24 protein-coding genes and 1 tRNA gene are annotated in these 18,331 nt (G+C 67.7%); 17 read left to right on the top strand and 8 right to left on the bottom strand.

Going from position 1 to position 18,331, the window contains the following annotated elements; translation table 11 throughout:
- The first annotated feature begins 31 nt into the window (after nt 1–31).
- The 5 genes from QE385_RS06570 to QE385_RS06550 all read left to right on the top strand — a co-directional run bounded on the left by QE385_RS06570 (nt 32) and on the right by QE385_RS06550 (nt 2,479).
- On the top strand, nt 32–793 hold the full coding sequence (locus QE385_RS06570; RefSeq protein WP_307100219.1) for a ComF family protein: 762 nt from the start codon (nt 32–34) through the stop codon (nt 791–793).
- A 31-nt stretch (nt 794–824) separates the two neighbouring features.
- Nucleotides 825–1,082 (top strand): glutaredoxin 3, encoded by a 258-nt coding sequence (gene grxC / locus QE385_RS06565; RefSeq protein ID WP_307100218.1) that lies wholly within the window; start codon nt 825–827, stop codon nt 1,080–1,082.
- Nucleotides 1,079–1,903, top strand: a complete 825-nt coding sequence (locus tag QE385_RS06560) for a carbon-nitrogen hydrolase family protein (protein WP_307100215.1) — start codon at nt 1,079–1,081, stop codon at nt 1,901–1,903. The genes grxC and QE385_RS06560 overlap by 4 nt, the downstream gene beginning before the upstream one ends.
- Entirely contained in the window at nt 1,900–2,331 is a 432-nt protein-coding gene (locus tag QE385_RS06555) for a DUF1178 family protein (RefSeq protein ID WP_307100214.1), read from the top strand. The genes QE385_RS06560 and QE385_RS06555 overlap by 4 nt, the downstream gene beginning before the upstream one ends.
- Before the next feature lie 71 nt (nt 2,332–2,402).
- A tRNA-Arg gene (locus tag QE385_RS06550) sits at nt 2,403–2,479 on the top strand.
- A gap of 94 nt (nt 2,480–2,573) precedes the next feature.
- Here the strand turns inward: QE385_RS06550 and QE385_RS06545 are convergent.
- Nucleotides 2,574–2,771, bottom strand: a complete 198-nt coding sequence (locus tag QE385_RS06545) for a hypothetical protein (RefSeq protein WP_307100212.1) — start codon at nt 2,769–2,771, stop codon at nt 2,574–2,576.
- Nucleotides 2,772–2,918: 147 nt separating this feature from the next.
- On the opposite strand from QE385_RS06545, the gene QE385_RS06540 reads away from it, so the two are divergent.
- Nucleotides 2,919–3,335: a DUF2721 domain-containing protein gene (locus QE385_RS06540; protein WP_307100210.1), complete on the top strand. Its 417-nt coding sequence runs from the start codon at nt 2,919–2,921 to the stop codon at nt 3,333–3,335.
- 28 nt (nt 3,336–3,363) lie between these two features.
- On the opposite strand, the gene asd is transcribed toward QE385_RS06540, so the two are convergent.
- Nucleotides 3,364–4,224 (bottom strand): archaetidylserine decarboxylase, encoded by an 861-nt coding sequence (asd, locus tag QE385_RS06535; protein ID WP_307100208.1) that lies wholly within the window; start codon nt 4,222–4,224, stop codon nt 3,364–3,366.
- Nucleotides 4,225–4,262: 38 nt separating this feature from the next.
- On the opposite strand from asd, the gene QE385_RS06530 reads away from it, so the two are divergent.
- Nucleotides 4,263–5,939, top strand: coding sequence for an aminotransferase class III-fold pyridoxal phosphate-dependent enzyme (locus QE385_RS06530; protein ID WP_307100206.1), 1,677 nt, complete (start codon nt 4,263–4,265; stop codon nt 5,937–5,939).
- A 204-nt stretch (nt 5,940–6,143) separates the two neighbouring features.
- On the opposite strand, the gene QE385_RS06525 is transcribed toward QE385_RS06530, so the two are convergent.
- From QE385_RS06525 to QE385_RS06515, 3 genes are all read right to left on the bottom strand, one after another.
- The gene (locus tag QE385_RS06525; RefSeq protein WP_307100204.1) at nt 6,144–6,767 is read right to left on the bottom strand and encodes a hypothetical protein; all 624 of its coding nucleotides are present in this window, start codon (nt 6,765–6,767) and stop codon (nt 6,144–6,146) included.
- Nucleotides 6,764–7,417: a class I SAM-dependent methyltransferase gene (locus QE385_RS06520; protein ID WP_307100203.1), complete on the bottom strand. Its 654-nt coding sequence runs from the start codon at nt 7,415–7,417 to the stop codon at nt 6,764–6,766. Before QE385_RS06520 ends, QE385_RS06525 begins: the two co-directional genes overlap by 4 nt.
- 284 nt (nt 7,418–7,701) lie before the next feature.
- Nucleotides 7,702–9,051 (bottom strand): methyl-accepting chemotaxis protein, encoded by a 1,350-nt coding sequence (locus QE385_RS06515; RefSeq protein WP_307100201.1) that lies wholly within the window; start codon nt 9,049–9,051, stop codon nt 7,702–7,704.
- A gap of 154 nt (nt 9,052–9,205) precedes the next feature.
- On the opposite strand from QE385_RS06515, the gene QE385_RS06510 reads away from it, so the two are divergent.
- A complete protein-coding gene (locus QE385_RS06510; RefSeq protein WP_307100199.1) occupies nt 9,206–9,673 on the top strand; it encodes a hypothetical protein in 468 nt (155 codons plus the stop codon).
- 63 nt (nt 9,674–9,736) lie between these two features.
- On the opposite strand, the gene QE385_RS06505 is transcribed toward QE385_RS06510, so the two are convergent.
- The gene (locus QE385_RS06505) at nt 9,737–9,997 is read right to left on the bottom strand and encodes an SWIB/MDM2 domain-containing protein (RefSeq protein WP_307100197.1); all 261 of its coding nucleotides are present in this window, start codon (nt 9,995–9,997) and stop codon (nt 9,737–9,739) included.
- 56 nt (nt 9,998–10,053) lie between these two features.
- Nucleotides 10,054–10,257, bottom strand: a complete 204-nt coding sequence (locus tag QE385_RS06500) for a DUF2945 domain-containing protein (protein ID WP_058734057.1) — start codon at nt 10,255–10,257, stop codon at nt 10,054–10,056.
- 107 nt (nt 10,258–10,364) lie between these two features.
- Between QE385_RS06500 and QE385_RS06495 the strand changes: the two genes are divergently transcribed.
- The 9 genes from QE385_RS06495 (at nt 10,365) to QE385_RS06455 (ending at nt 17,485) form a co-directional block, all read left to right on the top strand.
- The gene (locus QE385_RS06495) at nt 10,365–11,477 is read left to right on the top strand and encodes an S-(hydroxymethyl)glutathione dehydrogenase/class III alcohol dehydrogenase (protein ID WP_307100194.1); all 1,113 of its coding nucleotides are present in this window, start codon (nt 10,365–10,367) and stop codon (nt 11,475–11,477) included.
- Nucleotides 11,477–11,863 carry a VOC family protein gene (locus QE385_RS06490; RefSeq protein WP_307100191.1) on the top strand — a complete coding sequence of 129 codons (387 nt, stop codon included), beginning with the start codon at nt 11,477–11,479 and terminating at the stop codon, nt 11,861–11,863. Before QE385_RS06495 ends, QE385_RS06490 begins: the two co-directional genes overlap by 1 nt.
- A 22-nt stretch (nt 11,864–11,885) precedes the next feature.
- A complete protein-coding gene (locus QE385_RS06485; protein WP_307100189.1) occupies nt 11,886–12,275 on the top strand; it encodes a VOC family protein in 390 nt (129 codons plus the stop codon).
- Nucleotides 12,272–13,135: a formyltetrahydrofolate deformylase gene (purU, locus tag QE385_RS06480; protein WP_307100186.1), complete on the top strand. Its 864-nt coding sequence runs from the start codon at nt 12,272–12,274 to the stop codon at nt 13,133–13,135. Before QE385_RS06485 ends, purU begins: the two co-directional genes overlap by 4 nt.
- Nucleotides 13,132–13,974 (top strand): S-formylglutathione hydrolase, encoded by an 843-nt coding sequence (gene fghA, locus QE385_RS06475; protein ID WP_307100185.1) that lies wholly within the window; start codon nt 13,132–13,134, stop codon nt 13,972–13,974. Before purU ends, fghA begins: the two co-directional genes overlap by 4 nt.
- A gap of 188 nt (nt 13,975–14,162) precedes the next feature.
- Nucleotides 14,163–14,789: a GTP cyclohydrolase I FolE gene (gene folE / locus QE385_RS06470; RefSeq protein WP_307100183.1), complete on the top strand. Its 627-nt coding sequence runs from the start codon at nt 14,163–14,165 to the stop codon at nt 14,787–14,789.
- Nucleotides 14,786–15,532 carry an SDR family oxidoreductase gene (locus QE385_RS06465; protein WP_307100181.1) on the top strand — a complete coding sequence of 249 codons (747 nt, stop codon included), beginning with the start codon at nt 14,786–14,788 and terminating at the stop codon, nt 15,530–15,532. Before folE ends, QE385_RS06465 begins: the two co-directional genes overlap by 4 nt.
- Entirely contained in the window at nt 15,529–15,882 is a 354-nt protein-coding gene (locus tag QE385_RS06460; protein ID WP_307100178.1) for a dihydroneopterin aldolase, read from the top strand. The genes QE385_RS06465 and QE385_RS06460 overlap by 4 nt, the downstream gene beginning before the upstream one ends.
- A 142-nt stretch (nt 15,883–16,024) precedes the next feature.
- Entirely contained in the window at nt 16,025–17,485 is a 1,461-nt protein-coding gene (locus QE385_RS06455) for a porin (protein ID WP_307100176.1), read from the top strand.
- Here QE385_RS06455 and QE385_RS06450 read toward each other — a convergent pair.
- The gene (locus QE385_RS06450; RefSeq protein WP_307100173.1) at nt 17,479–18,270 is read right to left on the bottom strand and encodes a hypothetical protein; all 792 of its coding nucleotides are present in this window, start codon (nt 18,268–18,270) and stop codon (nt 17,479–17,481) included. The two genes, QE385_RS06455 and QE385_RS06450, sit on opposite strands and share 7 nt — an antisense overlap.
- Between the last annotated feature and the right edge of the window lie 61 nt (nt 18,271–18,331).

Genomic DNA, 18,331 nt, shown 5'->3' with positions numbered 1-18,331 from the left:
CGGGGACAAGTCGGATCATGGGGCGGGGGACATGACGCGGCCGGGATTTGCGGCGGGGCGGGCGGCGTACAGGCTGGCCGGCTCGCTGGTCCGCCGCGTCGCCGATTGGGCCTTGCCGCCGCGCTGTCCCGGCTGCGGCGAGCCGGTCGAGGCGGATCATCGCTTCTGCGCGGGCTGCTGGGGCCAGTTGCGCTTTCTGGATGATATGGGATGCGCGAGTTGCGGGCTGCCGATCGTGCCGGAAGCGGGGCGGGAGGCGCGCTGTGCGACGTGCTTCGCCTCGCCACCGGTCCATGCGGGGATCCATGCGGCGGTCGCCTATGGCCCGATCGCCCGCGAATTGCCGATCCGGCTGAAACATGGCGGGCGGATCGGCGTGGCCGAGACGATGGCCGGGCCGATGGCGCGGCGGATGCCGGAAGGGGCCGAGCTGCTGGTGCCGGTGCCGCTGCATCGCTGGCGGCTGTGGCGGCGCGGCTTCAACCAGGCGGTATTGATCGGCGCCAGCCTGTCGCGGCGGACGGGCGTGCCGATGCTGCGCGACGGGCTGGTGCGGGTCAGGGCGACCCCGTTGCTGCGCGGCCTGTCACCCCGGCAGCGGCGGGCGGCGATGGCCTCGGCCTTTCGCGTGCCCGATCCGGCGCGGGTCGCGGGGCGGCGGGTGGTGCTGGTCGACGATGTCTATACCACCGGCGCGACGACGGGGGCGTGCGTCCGCGCGCTGCTGGCGGCGGGGGCGGCTTCGGTGGCGATCCTGTGCTGGGCGCGGGTGGTCGAGGGGGCGGACGATTGACAATAGGGCCCGCGCGCCACACCTGAGGGGGATGGCAAAGGTCGAAATCTACACCAAGGCGTTCTGCCCCTATTGCACCCGGGCCAAGGCGCTGCTCGCCTCCAAGGGCGTCGAGCCCCAGGAATATGACATCACCATGGGCGGGCCGCAGCGCGCCGAGATGATCGAGCGCGCAGGGGGGCGGACCACCGTGCCGCAGGTCTTCATCGACGGCCAGCATATCGGCGGATCGGACGATCTGGCCGCGCTCGACAAGCGGGGAGGGCTCGACCCGCTGCTGTCGGCATGACCGACATCGCCGTCCTGCAGATGACGGCAGGGATCGACCCCGCCGCCAATGCGGCCGTGCTGGAACAGGCGATCGCCGAGGCGGCGGCGCGCGGCTGCACCATGGTGTTCACCCCCGAAATGTCCGGGCTGATCGACCGCGACCGTGCGCGGGCGGCCGGGCATCTGGTGGTCGAGGCGGACGATCCGGTGCTGGCGCGCGTCCGGGCAGCGGCGGCGGCGCATGGGCTTTGGGTCCATCTGGGTTCGCTGGCGGTGCGCGGAGCGGACGGGCGGCTCGCCAATCGCGGCTATGTCATCGACGATGCGGGCGCGATCCGGGCCCGCTACGACAAGATGCATCTGTTCGACGTCGACCTGCCCAGCGGCGAGAGCTGGCGCGAATCCGCCTCCTACGCGCCCGGCGAGCAGGCGGTGGTGGTCGACACGCCGGTCGGGCGGCTGGGCCTCGCCATCTGCTACGACCTGCGCTTCCCCGCGCTGTTCGCCGCGCTGACCGAGGCGGGGGCGACGATCCTGTCGGTGCCCGCCGCCTTCACCCGGCCGACCGGCGCGGCGCACTGGCATGTGCTGTTGCGCGCGCGGGCGATCGAGGCGGGCGTGCATCTGGTCGCCGCCGCGCAGACCGGCAAGCATCAGGACGGCCGCGCGACCTATGGCCATTCGCTGGTCGTCGGGCCCTGGGGCGAGGTGCTGCTCGACATGGGCGAGGCGGCGGGGCTGGGCGTGGCTGCGATCGACCCCGCGCAGGTAGAGGCGGTGCGCGCGCGGCTGCCCGCCATCCGCCATCGTCGTGCCATTCCGCCGGTGGCCGGGGCATGATCGTCTTCGACCTGCGCTGCGGCCAGGCGCATGTGTTCGAGGCGTGGTTCGCCTCGTCCGGCGCCTATGCCGAACAGCGCGAAAGCGGGCGGATCGAATGCCCGATATGCGGTGACCGCGACATCGAAAAGGCGGTGATGGCGCCGCAGATCGCGGCCAAGGGCAATAGCCGCCCCGACGCCCCGTCGCCCGAGGCGATCAAGGCCGCGCTCCGCCATCTGGCCGGAGAACAGGCCAGGATGCTGGAGAAGTCGACCTGGGTCGGCACCGCCTTTGCCGACCGGGCCCGTGCGATGCATGACGGCGAGGCGCCCGTCGCCCAGATACATGGCCAGGCCAGCCTTGCCGAGGCCAAGGCGCTGGTCGAGGAGGGCGTGCCCGTCGCGCCCTTGCCCTTCCCGGTGCTGCCGCCCAAGCTGACCAACTGACCGGCGCGCATGGGGCGCGGCAAACGCTCTGGACCGGACCCCGCGTCCCCTGTATCACCGCGCCCGCATGGGGCCCCGTAGCTCAGCAGGATAGAGCATCAGATTCCTAATCTGAGGGCCACTGGTTCGAATCCAGTCGGGGTCACCATGTCAGATTTTCCAATGCCTTGGCCATCCCTGCCGGGCATGGAAAAGAGCCGCAACCGGGGGCTGCGGCTCCGCTGCCGGACAGGCCGACCGGCTTATTTCTGCTTCTTGGCCTTCTTGGCATAATGATGGTGCGCCAGCGCGCAGCCCGCCGCTGCCCCGGCGACGCCATGCCCCTTTCCGACCATATGGCCCGCGACACCGCCCGCCACCGCGCCGCGGATACAGCCCTTGGCATAGACCGGGCTGGCGAGCAGCGTGGCACCGGCAAGGGCGATTAGGGCGATCCGCATGACATCCTCCTGGGTTATTCGATCGCCTTCCAAGTATCGGGACCGATCGCCTGTTCCATGACAAATATGTCAGGGCGGTGCCGGGGACATGGCGGGGAACATCGCGGCGGCTTGATCGATCGGGGATCGGTGGAGAATGGACCCGATATGACCGAACCCTTGAACGCGGCCGCCCATGTCATTCAACTGGCGCTGACGCCGATCTTTCTGCTGACCGCCGTGGGATCGTTGCTCAACGTGTTCGCCACCCGGCTGGGGCGGATCAGCGACCGGATCCAGGCGCTCAAGCGCGACGGACGGGCCAAGAGCTTCGAGATGCGCCGGTTGCGCCTGCGCTCGAAGATCCTCGACATCGCGGTCACGATGACGGCGGCGGCGGGCGCGATGACCTGTTGCTCGGCAATCACGCTGTTCCTGGGGACGCTGCGCGAATCGGGTCATGCCTCCCTGCTGTTCTTCTTCTTTGGCGGCGGCCTGCTGTTCGCGGTGGCGGGGCTCGCCTGTTTCGTCGGCGAGATCACGATCGCCGGACGGGCCCTGCGCGACGAGAACGACAGCCAGTGACCGGCGTTCGGGAGAGCCGCGCGAGCGATCACGCCGTGCGGCCGATCGCCTCACCCGCACGGATGGCCTGTCCCTCCGTCAGCGTGTCGAGCAATCGCATGCCCCGAGGCAGGAACAGGATGATGGTCGAGCCATGCTCGAACCAGCCCATCTCCTCGCCCCTGCCGATCCGCGCGGTGCAGGCGCGGCGGCCGGGGCCATGCTCGCGCAGGGTGCGTTCGGTGTCGAGGCAATGGAGCCGGATGCTCGCCACCAGGATCGCCGCGACCGGCACGATCAGCAGCGGCTGGCCCGACACCAGGGTCCGCGCCTCGATCACCGCGCGTTCGTTGCGACAGAAGAGCCGCTCGACCCGCCGGAGCGCGATCGGGTTGACGTTCCAGCAATCGCCCGAGAGATAGGTCACGCCCTCGACCGCAATGTCGGTCGGCGCGTGGAAACGGTGATACATGCCCGCCGTCAGCCGCAATGTGACGAACGATCCGTTGCGGAACCGCTCGACCAGTTCGGGGGCGGGGATCAGGTCGCCCAGCCGATAGGGAAAGCCCTTTACCTGATAGAGTCGATCGTCCGCGATTTCGCCATGCGCGCCGACCAGCGCGTCGCAGGGGGATGCGATCGCATCGGGATCGCCGTCGAACGGGCGGGCGCCGTCGCGCAAGGGACGGACGAAGCCGTCGCGCAACGACCGGAACCGCGTCGTCCGCGCGTCCGACAGGTCCACGCCCGCGAAGAATTTCCACAGGGCCAGGCAGGGCCGGGCGATCAGCGGATGCTCGATCCGTGCGATTCGGCCGACCAGCTTGGTCGCGAACCGGCGCGGCAGGCGGTTGGTGACGAGGAAATTGATGTCCTCGTTCAGAAAGAACCGCATGATGGGTCCGCGCATTGTCATGCCTCCGTCATGGGCACGCGGTCAAAGGCCGCATGAACCCGATTCTCACTGGCCTGATGGCCGTCTCCGCCGGTGCGGTCGCCCTGACGAAAGGGCATCGCCGCCTGACCCTGTCGCGCGCCAAGCATCCCGGACTGGGCGGCCATGTCCGCATGGCCAAGCGGATCGCGGGGCAGATCCCGTTCTACAGCTATGGCGAGGATCGCGTCTTCCGGGTCGATGGCGCCCCCGATGCGGTGGTCGGGCAGCGGCGCGCAGGCTTTGAGCGGCTGGGCGCCTTGTTCGCGCAGCGTTATGCGCAGACGCTGGCGCTGACCCGCGAGACGCGGCCCGGCCTGTCCGACCTGCAATTCACCGGCGCGTACCGCGTGCCGTTCCAGTTTCGCGAGAAGGTCCGCACGACGCTGGCGACCGGGGCCTTCTACCAGCGGTCGGAGGGGCCGATCCTGGTCGATCTGGACGGCAACAGGCTGATCGACCTGACCGGCTCCTACGGGGTCAATTTGTTCGGCAACGACTTCTACAAACGGACCATGGCCGAGGGGGCGGCGACCGTCGCCGATCTGGGCGGGGTGCTGGGGTCGTTCCACCCGGTCGTCGCCGACAATGTCCGTCGGCTGACAGTCCTGACGGGGATGGACGAGGTGTCCTTCCACATGTCCGGCACCGAGGCGGTGATGCAGGCGGTGCGGCTGGCGCGCTATCACACCCGCCGTCCGCGCCTGGTGCGGTTCGCCGGGGCCTATCATGGCTGGTGGGGCGATGTTCAGCCCGGCATTGGCAACCCCGTGCCCGCCGACCGCACGCTGACGCTGGCCGACATGTCCGAGCGGACGCTGAAGGTCCTCGCCACGCGCAAGGACATTGCCTGCGTGCTGGTCAATCCGCTCCAGGCGATGCACCCCAATGGCTCGGCGCCGTCCGACGGGCAACTGGTCGATGGCGGGCGCAAGGCGGGGGCGGACATGGCGGCCTATCGCGACTGGCTGCACCGGCTGGCGGATGTGTGCCGGGCGAACGGCATCGTCCTGATCTTCGACGAGGTCTTCATGGGCTTCCGCCTGGCCAAAGGCGGGATGCCCGAATATTTCGGGGTGAAGCCAGACCTCATCACCTATGGCAAGACGCTGGGCGGCGGGTTGCCGGTCGGCGTGCTGTGCGGCCCGGCGCATCTGATGAAGCGGTGGCGGGAGGATCGCCCGGTCGACATCTGCTTTGCGCGCGGCACCTTCAATTCGCATCCCATGGTGATGGGGGCGATGAACGCCTTCCTGCGGCGGCTGGAAACGCCCGAGGTGGCCGCGCTCTATGACGGGCTGGACGAGCGGTGGAATGCGCGCGCCGCGATGTTCAACGCAGCGATGGCGGCGGCGGGGCTGCCCCTGTCGGTCGCGCATGTCCAGACGATCTGGACCATCCTCTATTCGGTCGCCTCGCCCTATAACTGGATGCTGCAATATTATCTCCGGGCGCAAGGACTGGCATTGAGCTGGGTCGGGACCGGGCGGCTGATCTTCAGCCTGGACATCGACGACACCCTGTTCGCCGAGATTTGCGACCGCTTCGTTGCAGCGGGACAACAGATGCGTGACGATGGCTGGTGGTGGACCTCGCCCGAGGCACCGAAGGAGTTGAAGGCGGCGAACAAGGCGATCCGGCGGAGGATCCTGAAGGAGTCGCTGGCGGTGCGGTTGGGGCGGGGAAGGTAAAGCCCCCACTTCTTAAGCCCCTCCCGCAGGCGGGAGGGGTTTGGGGAGGGCAGGGCCGCAAGCGATGGTCTCTGTGAGACGCCTTGCCCTCCCCCATCCCCTCCCGCTTGCGGGAGGGGAGCGGCCAGACGAGAGGCTGGAATATAAAAGGGGGCGGCGGTCCTTCTCGAACCGCTGCCCTGTCCGTCAAACCACCGGCAGACCTTACGCCGCCTTCAGATCCTCGAAATCATCGACATCGTGATGATCCATCCGCTCGCCCTTCATCAGGCGGCGGGGGGCGCTCTTGTACATCTTGAAGTCGTTGAACGGGTCGGTGACGATCTTGGTCGCCCAGACGAGGCCGGTCTCCAGGTCGCGCTTCACCCAGAGCTGAAGGACGCGCACCACGATCGCGCTGACGCCCAGGCCCAGCCAGCCGATGCCGACATGGCGCAGATAGCCCATGAAGCCGTCCGGATAGTCGAGCGCCCCGAACAAGGTCGGCTGGACCAGCAGCACCAGCGGGATCGCGCCCCAGATGCCCATCAGCACATATTTGCGGACGAGGTTGTAGCCGACCTTGATCTCTTCCTTATGCTCGTGCGTCGCCTTGTTCACATGGTCATAGCCCTTGGGCTCGAAGAAGAAGTGCCCGGCCTGGCGGCTGGTCATCGCCACGCCCCAGGCGAGGAGGCTGGCGACCGCCGGATCGATGAACAGCAGCACATAGGCCGTCAGGAAGGTGCAGGCGCTGACGAAGTGCAGGCTCTGATTGACCAGGCTGTGATGATAATAGCGATGATCGTCCCACCGCTGTTCGGCGAGTTGCGCGCGAAAACCAGTCATTGGGCATGTCCTTGGGCGGAAGGCTGGCGCTTGGCGAAGCGGACCAGCGAGAAATGGCCGAGCGGGGGCAGGGGGCGGCTTTCGACCAGTTCGACATCGCCGCGCGTCGCCGCCCAGTCGGTATAGCGTTCGAACGGGAAGTCGGTGCGGAAGCCCAGCCGGCTGGTGATCGGCATCAGCGTCTTCTCGATCGTGCCGCGAAGCCCGTCGCCCGCGCCCACCCGCGTCGTGATGACGATCTCGCCGCCGGGGCGGCAGATGCGCGCGAACTCGTCCAGCGCCTTTTCCGGGTTCGGCACGGCGGTGATGACATATTGCGCGACCACCACGTCGAAGCTGTTGTCGGCGAATTGCAGCGCCTCGGCATCGCCGTAAGCGATCTGCTCGACATGGCTCAGCCCGCCGCGCGCCACCCGTTCGCGCGCCTTGTCGAGCATCGGCTCGGACAGGTCGACGCCGACGATGCGGTTGTCGCGCGAATATTGGGGCAGCGATATGCCGGTGCCCACGCCCACCTCGATGATCCGGCCGCCGATGCGTTCGGCCGCGACGATCGCGGCGGAGCGGCCCTTTTTGAACACGGGGCCGAAGACCAGATCATAGACAGGCGACCAGCGATCATAGGCCTTGGTGACGCTGGCGGTACTCATCTGCGTTGCCATCGAAGGGGCATCCCGTTGAACGACGATGCGGCCCCTGTTCGCAGCAGGCGGTGACAATTTGACGACAAGTCGCGAGTCTTTTGCGACGATTTCGCAGATTGGAAACCGAAGTGTCACATGGGTGGAATGAATATGTCGTAATACGGCGCTAGAGGTTATTCTGAGATATGCTGTTCCCGGCGAAGGTCATCGCCGGGAAATGCTTTGTATGTTGGCGACAGGTCTTCGTTATCGGGAAAATATCTGTCGGCTTGGGCGGCGAATCGTCGGGATTACGCGGCCCGGCGGGTGGCGCGGGCGGGCTGTGCCCAGGCTGCCGCGTGCAGGGCGCTGCCATGGTCGAACCGGCCGACCGTATCGGCCATGCCCGTCGCTTCCTGCGCGAGTTCGCGGGCGGCGGCGGTCGCTTCCTCGACCATCGCGGCATTTTGCTGGGTCATCGAATCCATGTCGTTGATCGCGAGGTTGATCTGCGAGAAGCCGGTCGCCTGTTGCTGCGCCGAATTGGCGATGTCGGCGATCAGCCCGCCCATCTCGCGGACCTGCGCGGCGATCCGGTCGAGCGCGGTCCCGGCGGCATGGACATGCTCGACGCCCGCGCGGACCTGTTCGGCGGAGGCGCCGATGCGGCTCTTGACGTCCTTGGCGGCGTCGGCGGACCGTTGCGCCAGCGCGCGCACCTCGCTGGCGACGACGGCAAAGCCCTTGCCCGCGTCACCGGCGCGCGCCGCCTCGACCCCCGCATTCAGCGCGAGGAGATTGGTCTGGAAGGCGATGCCGTCGATGACCGCGATGATCTCCGAAATCTCGGTCGAGGTCCGCTCGATCCCGCCCATCGCGTCGATCGCGCGGCGGACGACGGCGCTGCTTTCGGCGGCGTTGGTCTGGGCCGCCGTGGCGACGTCGGCGGCGCGGGCGCCGCTGACCGCCGATTGCTGCGCGGTCGTGTTGATCTGATGCACGGCGGCGGCGGTTTCCTCGATCGAGGCGGCTTGCTGCTCGGTGCGCATCGACAGGTCGTCGGCCGCCTTGCGAATCTCCCCCGCCCCGGCGAGCACCCGCTGCGAGGCGGCATCGATATCGCCGATCGACCGGCGCAGCATCGCGGCGGTGTCGTTGAAGCTCTTGCGCAGCGGTTCATAGTCGCTGCGAAAGGGCGTATCGATGCTGTAGGTCAGATCGCCCGAGGAAATGGTGGCGAGGCCGGTGCGCAGCGCATCGACGACCTGGCTGGTCTCGTCGAGATCCTGGATGATGACCAGCAGGTCGTCGGGCTTTACAACCGGCGCGGGCAGCAGCATGACCATGAAGCGGCGAAGCTGGCCGTTCGGGCTGGTGTTCATCCACTCGAAACGGGCCAAGCCATCGCGCAGCGCCTGTTGGACGCGTTCCTGGATATGGACCGCGGTCGGCCGCCCGTCGCCCTGGGTGGGGGCGGAGAAGACCAGCGGGTCCTGGCCGATCACGTCGGCGCGGGGACGCTCATAGATGCGCTCGGCGGCGGCGTTGCAGGCGATGAAGCGACCTTCGGACAGCAGCATGATGGCATCGGGGGATCGATCGAACAGGGCGATGGCGACGCGATCGTTCAAATTCGTCTTTTCGCGATGAAACCACTTCATCCTGTCGCCTTCCATCCTATCCTGACGGTCGGCTTAGGATGATTCGCTTAACATAGCTTTAGGAAGACAGGATTTTTCCGGCGGGCCCGCAGGGGCTTTTCCCGCCGGAGGGCAGGGGATAAGCCGTCGCCTCCTCTTGTCCGGACTGTCGCCCATGCGTCGCGTGCCTGCCCTGATCCTTTGTCCGCTGGCGCTGGTCGCCTGCCAGCCGTCCGGCTCCGACGGCCGCACCGACGCAGTGGATGCGGCGGAAAGCCGGGAGCGCGCGCGCCAGGAAAAGGCGGCGCGCGAGATGGTCGCGCAGACCGAGGATCAGGTGCGGGTCAAGATGCTGGAACAGCGGATCGCGACGCTGGAGGCGCAGGTGGCGGCATTGCAGGGGGATCGCAAGCTGCTGGATGCGCAACTGGTCGAGCAGCGGCTGAACCAGATCGAACTGGAGCGTGTCGGGGCGGAGGCGGCGCCGGGCAATGTGCCCGCACCGACGGCGGCACCCGTATCGCCGTCCGCAAGGGGAGCGGCCAGAGCCGCCGGATCGGCCGTGTCCCGGCCTGCGGCACCCCGGCCGACGCCGTCTGCGACACCGCCCGCGCGCAAGCCGCTGGTCCTCGACCTGCGATAGCTGGCACGCGGGCGGCGCGAGGGGGATTCCCCGGCGCGGTGGCCGGGGGCCCGGATAAGAAGCTTACTTCTTCAGGTGCGCCGAGATGAACTTGTTCATCTCGAACATGGTGCACTTGTCCTTGCCGAACACCTTCTTCAGCTTGTCGTCGGCCAGGATTTCCCGCTTGTTCTCGGGATTCTGCAGGTTGTTGGCCTTGATGTAATCCCACACCTTGCTGATGACCTGGCTGCGCGGCAGCTTATCGTTGCCGACGATCGCGCCCAGTTCCTCGGACGGCTGGACCGGCGCGTGGATGCCGGTGCCCGTGGTTGCGGTGGCCATGATATTCCTTCCCTTAATCCTTCAGCATCCCAGCCGCTTGGCGGGACGCGCGTGAATCACGCCTTCTTCAGCGCGTCCGCCTTGTGCGCCGCCTTTCCGCCATTGTCACTCTCTACTATGTATTGCGGCTCGTCCTTCGATGCGCGGACGGTGTGACCCTTGATGCTCGTATCGCTGGTCTGCTTCTTCACGACCTTGCCCTCGGCGGTGCCGCCATGGCTGTTCCACTCGACATGGTCGCCCTTCTTGAATTCGGTCATCGTCGCTCTCCCGGTTTGTGCAAGCCCATCAATCCGCCGGGGCGTTCGTTGGTTGCACATGCGGGCGCATCGGGGCATCAGGACGCCATCTGAGGAGACTGGAATTCATGAAGACCCGCGCCGCCGTCGCCTTCGAAGCGAAGAAGCCGCTCGAAATCGTCGAACTCGATCTGGAAGGCCCCAAGGCCGGAGAGGTCCTGGTCGAGATCATGGCGACCGGCATCTGCCATACCGACGCCTATACGCTGGACGGCCTGGACAGCGAGGGGATCTTCCCCAGCGTGCTCGGCCATGAAGGCTGCGGCATCGTGCGCGAGGTCGGCGCGGGCGTGACCAGCGTCGTGCCGGGCGACCATGTCATCCCGCTCTACACGCCGGAATGCCGCCAGTGTAAGTCGTGCCTGTCGGGCAAGACCAACCTGTGCACTGCGATCCGGGCGACGCAAGGCAAGGGGCTGATGCCCGACGGCACGACCCGGTTCAGCTACAAGGGCCAGCCGATCTTCCATTATATGGGCTGCTCGACCTTCTCGAACTTCACCGTCCTGCCCGAAATCGCGGTCGCCAAGATCCGCGAGGACGCGCCGTTCGACACCAGCTGCTATATCGGCTGCGGCGTGACGACGGGCGTGGGCGCGGTGGTCAACACCGCCAAGGTTCAGCCGGGCGAGAATATCGTCGTCTTCGGTCTGGGCGGCATCGGCCTGAACGTCATCCAGGGTGCCAAGCTGGCGGGCGCGGGCCGGATCATCGGCGTCGACATCAACCCCGACCGCGAGGAATGGGGCCGCCGCTTCGGCATGACCCACTTCCTCAATTCCAAGGGCCTGTCGCGTGAAGAGACGATCGCGAAGATCCTCGAGCTGACCGATGGCGGCGCGGACTACAGCTTCGACGCGACCGGCAATACCGAGGTGATGCGCACCGCGCTGGAGGCGTGCCATCGCGGCTGGGGCACCTCGATCATCATCGGCGTGGCCGAGGCGGGCAAGGAGATCAGCACCCGGCCGTTCCAGCTGGTGACCGGGCGCAACTGGCGCGGCACCGCATTCGGCGGCGCGCGCGGGCGGACCGATACGCCCAAGATCGTCGACTGGTATATGAACGGCAAGATCGAGATCGATCCGATGATCACCCACCGGCTGACGCTGGAGGAGATCAACAAGGGCTTCGACCTGATGCACAAGGGCGAGAGCATCCGCAGCGTGGTGATCTTCTGATGTTCAGCCATGTCGTGCTGGGCGCGAACGATATCGCCGAGGCCAAGCGCTTCTACGACGCGATCCTGGGCGTGCTCGGCGCGCCCGAGGGGGTGATCGATCCCTGGGGGCGGCTGGTCTATAGCCATGAAGGCTCGCGCTTCCTGCTCACCCGGCCGCTGAACGGCGAGCCTGCGACCCATGCCAATGGCGGGACGCTGGGCTTCGCGGCAAAGTCGATCGAGCAGGCGGACGCCTGGCATGCCGCAGGGCTGGCGCATGGCGGCACTGCGATCGAGGACCCGCCCGGCTATCGCTATCCGCCGGTCGGCAAGATCTATCTGGCGTATTTGCGCGACCCGACGGGCAACAAGCTGTGCGCGCGCTATCTGGTGCCCGCCGCCTGACGGTCCCAAGGGGGGAATGGATATGTACACCCATATCATGGTCGGATCGAACGACATCGCGCGGTCCAAGACCTTCTATGACGCGCTGTTCGTCGCGCTGGGCGGCCAACCGGGTCGGCAGGCGCCAGATGCCGAGCGTGTCCTCTATCTGCACAATGGTGCGGTGTTCATCGTGACCCGGCCGATCGACGGCCAGCCCGCCACCCATGCCAATGGCGGCACGATCGGGCTGGGCGCGGCCGATCCGGCGCAGGTCGACGCAGCGCATGCCGCCGGGACCGCGCATGGCGGCACCGCGATCGAGGGGCCGCTGGGCGAGCGGGACACCGGGCTGGGCAAGGCCTATCTCGGCTATCTGCGCGATCCGGACGGCAACAAGCTCTGTCTCGGCTGTCGCCTGCCCGCCGCATGAGCGAGGCCGACTATATCCTGACGCTGGCGTGCCAGGACCGGGTCGGCATCGTCGCCGCCGTGTCGGGCGCGCTGGCGGGGATTGACGGGTTCATTCTCGACAGCCAGCAATATGCCGATCTGGAGACGGGGCGCTTCTTCCTGCGCATCGTCTTCACCGGCCAGGGGGCGCGTTTTCCCGCCTCGGTCGAGGGGGTGAGGGCGGCGCTGAACGAACCGGCGGCGCGGTTCGGCTTCGACTGGCATGTCGCACCCGCCAGCGAACGCCCCCGCATGCTGATCGCGGTGTCGAAGGGCTCGCACTGCCTGAACGACCTGCTCCATCGCTGGCGGACCAACACGCTGCCGGTCGAGATCGTCGGCGTGGTGTCCAACCATGACAGCCTTCGCCCGCTGGTCGAGTGGCATGGCCTGCCCTGGCATCACCTGCCGGTCAGCAACGCCAACCGCGCCGAGCAGGAGGCGGCGATGCTTGCCCTGATGGACGAGAGCCGGGCCGATTACCTCGTCCTCGCCCGTTATATGCAGGTGCTGGGCGAGCGGCTGGTCGCGGCGCTGCCGGGGCGGTGCATCAATATCCATCACAGCTTCCTGCCCGGCTTCAAGGGCGCGCAGCCCTATCACCGCGCCCATGCGCGCGGGGTGAAGCTGATCGGCGCGACCGCGCATTTCGTGACGGCGGACCTCGACGAAGGGCCGATCATCGAACAGGCGGTCGAACGCGTCGACCACCGCGCCAGCGTCGACGACCTGATCCGCATCGGCCGCGATATCGAGGCGCAGGTGCTGGCCCGCGCGGTCGCCTGGGTGGGCGAGCGACGCGTTTTCCTCAATGACAACCGGACGGTGGTGTTCCGATGACGATCGAGACGATTTCGACCTCCAAGGCGCATGGCGGCATCCAGGGCGTCTACGCGCATGACAGCCAGGTGACCGGAACGCGCATGACCTTCTCGGTCTTCGTGCCGGAGCATGAGGAGAGCGAGACGCTGCCCGTCCTCTGGTATCTGTCGGGCCTGACCTGCACCCATGCCAATGTCACCGACAAGGGCGAGTTCCGGGGGCCATGTGCCGAGCATCGGATGATCTTCATCGCCCCCGACACCTCGCCGCGCGGCGAAGGTGTGGCGAATGACGACGCCTATGACATGGGGCAGGGCGCGGGTTTCTATGTCGATGCCACGCAGGAGCCCTGGGCGAAGCATTTCAAGATGCGGAGCTATATCGAACAGGAACTGCCCGCGCTGATCGCCGAGCATTTCCCGGTCGCCGATATGGACGCGCAAGCGATCACCGGCCACTCGATGGGCGGCCACGGCGCGCTGACCATCGGCCTTCGCCACCCGGATCGCTTCCGCAGCGTGTCCGCCTTCGCCCCCATCGTCGCGCCCTCCCAGGTTCCCTGGGGTGAGAAGGCTCTGGGCGGCTATCTGGGGCAGGATCGGGCCGCATGGCGACAGGCGGATGCCGTCGCCTTGATCGAGGACGGCGCGCGGTTGCCCGACCTGCTGATCGATCAGGGCGATGCCGACCAGTTCCTGACCGAGCAGTTGCGTCCCGAACTGCTGGCCGAGGCGTGCGACAAAGCGGGAATCGCCCTGACGCTGCGGATGCAGCCGGGGTACGACCACAGCTATAACTTCATCTCCACCTTCATGGCCGACCATGTCGCCTGGGCGGCGGAGCGGCTGCGCGGGTAATCCCCCAACCGCCGTTCAGCCTGAGCGAAGTCGAAGGCCAAGGGAATCCGCTTAGGTTCAGTCGTTGTCGCGTGGCCTTCGACTTCGCTCAGGCTGAACGGGTGTGGGGGATCGCAGGGCACCGCCGCGAGTTTTGCACCCCGACAATCGATCCGCTATCGCACCGGCTTTGACGTGAAGGACATGATATGAGCTGCGCGCATGGCGACCCGGAGGATGGCGACCTGATCGGAGAGGACGGCAAGGTCGTCGTGCCCGATCATGTGGCGCAGGCCATCCGCACGCTGATCGCCTGGGCGGGCGACGATCCTGCGCGGGAGGGGCTGGTCGATACGCCGAAGCGCGTGGCGCGGGCATGGCGCGAATATTGCGCGGGCTATGGCGATGACCCGGCCGTCCACCTGTCGCGCGTGTTCGAGGAGGTCGGCGGCTATGACGAGATCGTGCTGCTGAAGGACATCCCCTTCCAGTCGCACTGCGAGCATCACATGGCGCCGATCATCGGCCGCGCGCATATCGCCTATCTGCCGCGCAACCATGTCGTCGGCATCTCCAAGCTCGCCCGCGTGCTGCACGGCTTCGCGCGCCGGTTGCAGGTGCAGGAGCGGCTGACCGCCGAGGTCGCCGATTGCATCTGGCAGAACCTGAAGCCGCTGGGCGTCGCGGTGGTGATCGAGGCGACCCATGCCTGCATGACCGCGCGCGGGGTTCGCACGCCGGGCGTGTCGATGGTGACCAGCCGGATGATGGGCGTGTTCCGCGACGATGATCGCAGCCGCAAGGAAGTGCTGTCGCTGATGGGCCTGGGCGGATGACGACCCGCACCGTCCTGGTGACCGGCGCAGCCAAGCGGCTGGGCGCGGCGATCGCGCGGCGGCTGGTCGCGGACGGACACCGGGTGGTGGTGCATTATAATGGCTCGGCGGATGCGGCGAAGGCGCTGGCGGCGGAGCTGGACGCGCCCATTGTGCAGGGCGACCTCGCCGAGCTGGACGGGATCGACGCGCTGTTCGCCCGTGCCCGTATGGCGGCGGGCGGGCCGATCGACGGGCTGGTCAATTCGGCGTCGGCCTTCGTCTTCGACCGCCCGCCGGGGGTGGATGCCGCGCTGATGGCCAGGCTTTATGCGATCAACGCCGCCGCCCCGGCCTTGCTGGCCTCGGCCCTGGCGCGGCAGGACGATGTGGCGGACGGCGCGGTGGTCGATATCCTCGACCAGAAGCTCGCCAATCCGAATCCCGATTTCTTCGCCTATAGCTGCGCCAAGTTCGCGCTGGCGGGGGCGAACACGATGCTGGCGCAGGCGCTCGGCCCCCGCATCGCGGTCAATGCGGTCGCGCCGGGGCTCACGCTGCAAAGCGGCGACCAGTCGGATGCGGAATTCGCGGCGGCGGCCAGCAAGAACCTGCTCGGTCGCCCGATCGGCGCGGCGGCGGTGGCGGAGGCGGTGTCCTTCCTGCTGACCGCCAGGGGGATTGCGGGCCAGACGCTCTATGTCGATTGCGGCCAGCGTTTCTGCCGCCGCGACGGCGACGTGATGTTCGAGGGGCGGGGATGAGCGCGACCTATACGATCCTGCTCGACGATCTGCGGGTCGCGATGCGCCTGGGTATCCATCCGCACGAGGCCGAGCCCCAGCCGGTCACCCTGTCGGTCGCGATGACCGTCACCTATCCCGCCGCCCCCAGCGCCGACCGGATCGAGGAGGTGCTGGACTATGATTTCCTGCGCGAGTCGATCCTGGCGATGGCAGGGGGGCCGGGCTTCGCGCTTCAGGAAAGCCTGTGCGAGGCGGTGGCGGCGCTGTGCCTTGCCGACCGGCGGGTGGTGAAGGTCCGGGTGCGGTCGATGAAGACCGGCATCTATCCCGATGCGCGGGTGGGATGCGAGATCGAACGGACGCGCTGATCGCCGGGGTTCGTGTGTCACGGATTTATCACCGAACTGTCATCAATCTGTTGCGGAACCGGCCGTCGCTGGCCTAAGCCGCCGCCGCATCAGCGGGTGCCGCAGGCATCGCGGCGAACAGGGCGGAATCAGCACGGTGAGCATGTCGAAACCCCATCGGGCCCGGTACCGGGTCGCCGTCGCGATGATGCTGGCGGCCTGTCCGGTGCCCGCCGCCGCGCAGACGGTGCAGGAGTTGCAGCGCCAGATCGACGAGCTGAAGGCGCAGATCAAGGCGCTGACCGCCGCGCAGCAGGGCGGGACGGCGGCCGTCCCGGTGTCGGCCGCGCCGTCCCCCCAGCCATCGCCGCCCCCCGCGCCGCAGATCGCCGCCGCGCCGCCCGCCGCGCCGGCACCGGCGGCCAGCGCCCCGGCTCCGCGCATCGCGATCGCCAAACCGCCATCGGCGCGCGCGCCCTGGTATGAGCGGCTGCGCCTGCGCGGCTATACCCAGTTGCGCTATAACGGGATTCTCGACGAGCAGGATGCGCCCTCCGACACCGGATCGCGGCTGCGTTCGGTGCATGACAGTTCGATCAACGAGGATGGCGGATTCCTCCTGCGCCGGGTCCGGCTGGTCCTGCAAGGCGACATCACCGAGCGGTTGCAGCTCTATTTCCAGCATGACTTCGGTACGGCGGTGAACAACCAGTCGAGCACCGAGCGGCGCGAGAATTTCGGCCAGCTGCGCGATGTGTATGTCGACTGGTTCCTCGACCCCGAACGGCGGCTGCGGCTGCGCTTCGGCCAGTCGAAGGTGCCGTTCGGCTGGGAAAATCTGCAATCCTCGTCCAACCGGCTGACGCTGGACCGGTCGGATGCGATCAACAGCGGCGTGCCTGGCGAGCGCGATGTCGGCATCAACGCCTATTTCACCCCCGATGCGGTGCAGGCGATCTGGGACCGGCTGTCGAAGAAGAAGCAGAAGCTGTTCGGCAATTACGGCGCGTTCGGGCTGGCGGTCTATAACGGCCAGGGCACCAACCGGCCGGAGCGCAACGACCGGCTGATGAAGGTCGCGATGGCGACCTGGCCCTTCGCGCTCGACGGCCTGGGGCCGTTGTTCCGGGGGCAGGTGCTGGAGGTCGGCGGATCGGCGATGTTCAACCGCTATCGCCCCGAATTGCGCAGCGGCGGGATCAGCCCGATCAGCTATCGCGACGACCGGGTCGGCGTCCATGCCATCCTCTATCCGCAGCCCTTCGGCATCCAGACCGAATGGATGACCGGCCATGGCCCGCAATATGACCTGGGGCTGCGCGCGGTGCGGAGCAGCCCGCTGGGCGGCGGCTATGTCCAGCTGATGATGGACGCGGGCAAGACCCCGGTCGGCCGCATGATCCCCTATGCCCGGTGGCAACATTATCGCGGCGGGTGGAAGGCCAATGTCGATGCGCCGCGCCTGGAAACCGACGAGTGGGAGCTGGGCACCGAGATCCAGCTGGTCGAGGCGCTGGAGCTGACGCTGGCCTATGCGCGGATGGAGCGGCGCGAGGCCGATGCCCGGCGCACCGGCCGCGCGACCGGCGACCTGATCCGCACCCAGCTGCAATTCACCTATTGAGGATCAGTCCCGCCGCCGGAGCTGTTGAAGTCGATGCGGATGCGGACCCATTCGCCGACCATCACCTTGCCGCCGATGCGCGGCGCGCGGACGCGGAACTGCCACGCCGCCTCGCGCATCGCACGGGCCAGGCCCAGTCCGCGCGGCGATTCGCCCAGGATCTGGCAATTCTCGACCCGATAGTCGGGGATCGTCCGGCACGCGATCAACGCCCAGCTGTTCGGCGGCGGCGCGCTGTGCAGATAGCCGTTCAGCTCGGCATTGCTCGGGCGATGGGGATACCATTCGGCATTGTAGAGCCGCTGGCCGCCCGGTCCCTCGCCGGGGCCATAGGCCGATGCGCTGTCCTGGCCGCGATCGTCGCCGTTGCTCGATCCCACGCCATTGCCCGCCCCCTTGGGCATGGCGGAAATATCGCCCGCCGCGAACAGCGACTTGTCGCCCCATTGCCACGGCGTCGGCGCGGAGGTGTCGGCGGGCTTCTCGGTCGGCGGATTGGGGGTGTCGGGCTGCTTGGGAGTGACGGGGGCCTTGGAGCCGCCCGCCGCCGCTGGCTTGCGCGTGGCGATGCGCGTCTCGGGCACCGGCGCACCCGCCTCCCGGTCCGACGGGGTGACCGAGAAGGTGCTGAGCGAGGATGATGGCTCCGGCGCGATCAGCTTAGGGGCCAGGTGGAACAGAAGCCAGGCGAGCAGCAGGTGCGCCAGCACCGTGAGCGTGATCGAGGCGCCCCGCTCGCGCAGGGTTTCGCGATATCGCTCGGGCAGCCGGGTCAGCACCGCCATGTCGGGGGCCTTACGCCGTAAGAGCCGAGACCGCCCCGCTCTCCACGAACGTCATGGGGAA

The sequence above is a fragment of the Sphingomonas sp. SORGH_AS_0950 genome (genome assembly GCF_030818415.1).
Lineage (GTDB): Bacteria > Pseudomonadota > Alphaproteobacteria > Sphingomonadales > Sphingomonadaceae > Sphingomonas.
The sequence above is the reverse complement of the archived record's forward strand: the minus strand, read 5'-3'. Positions and strand labels throughout refer to the sequence as shown.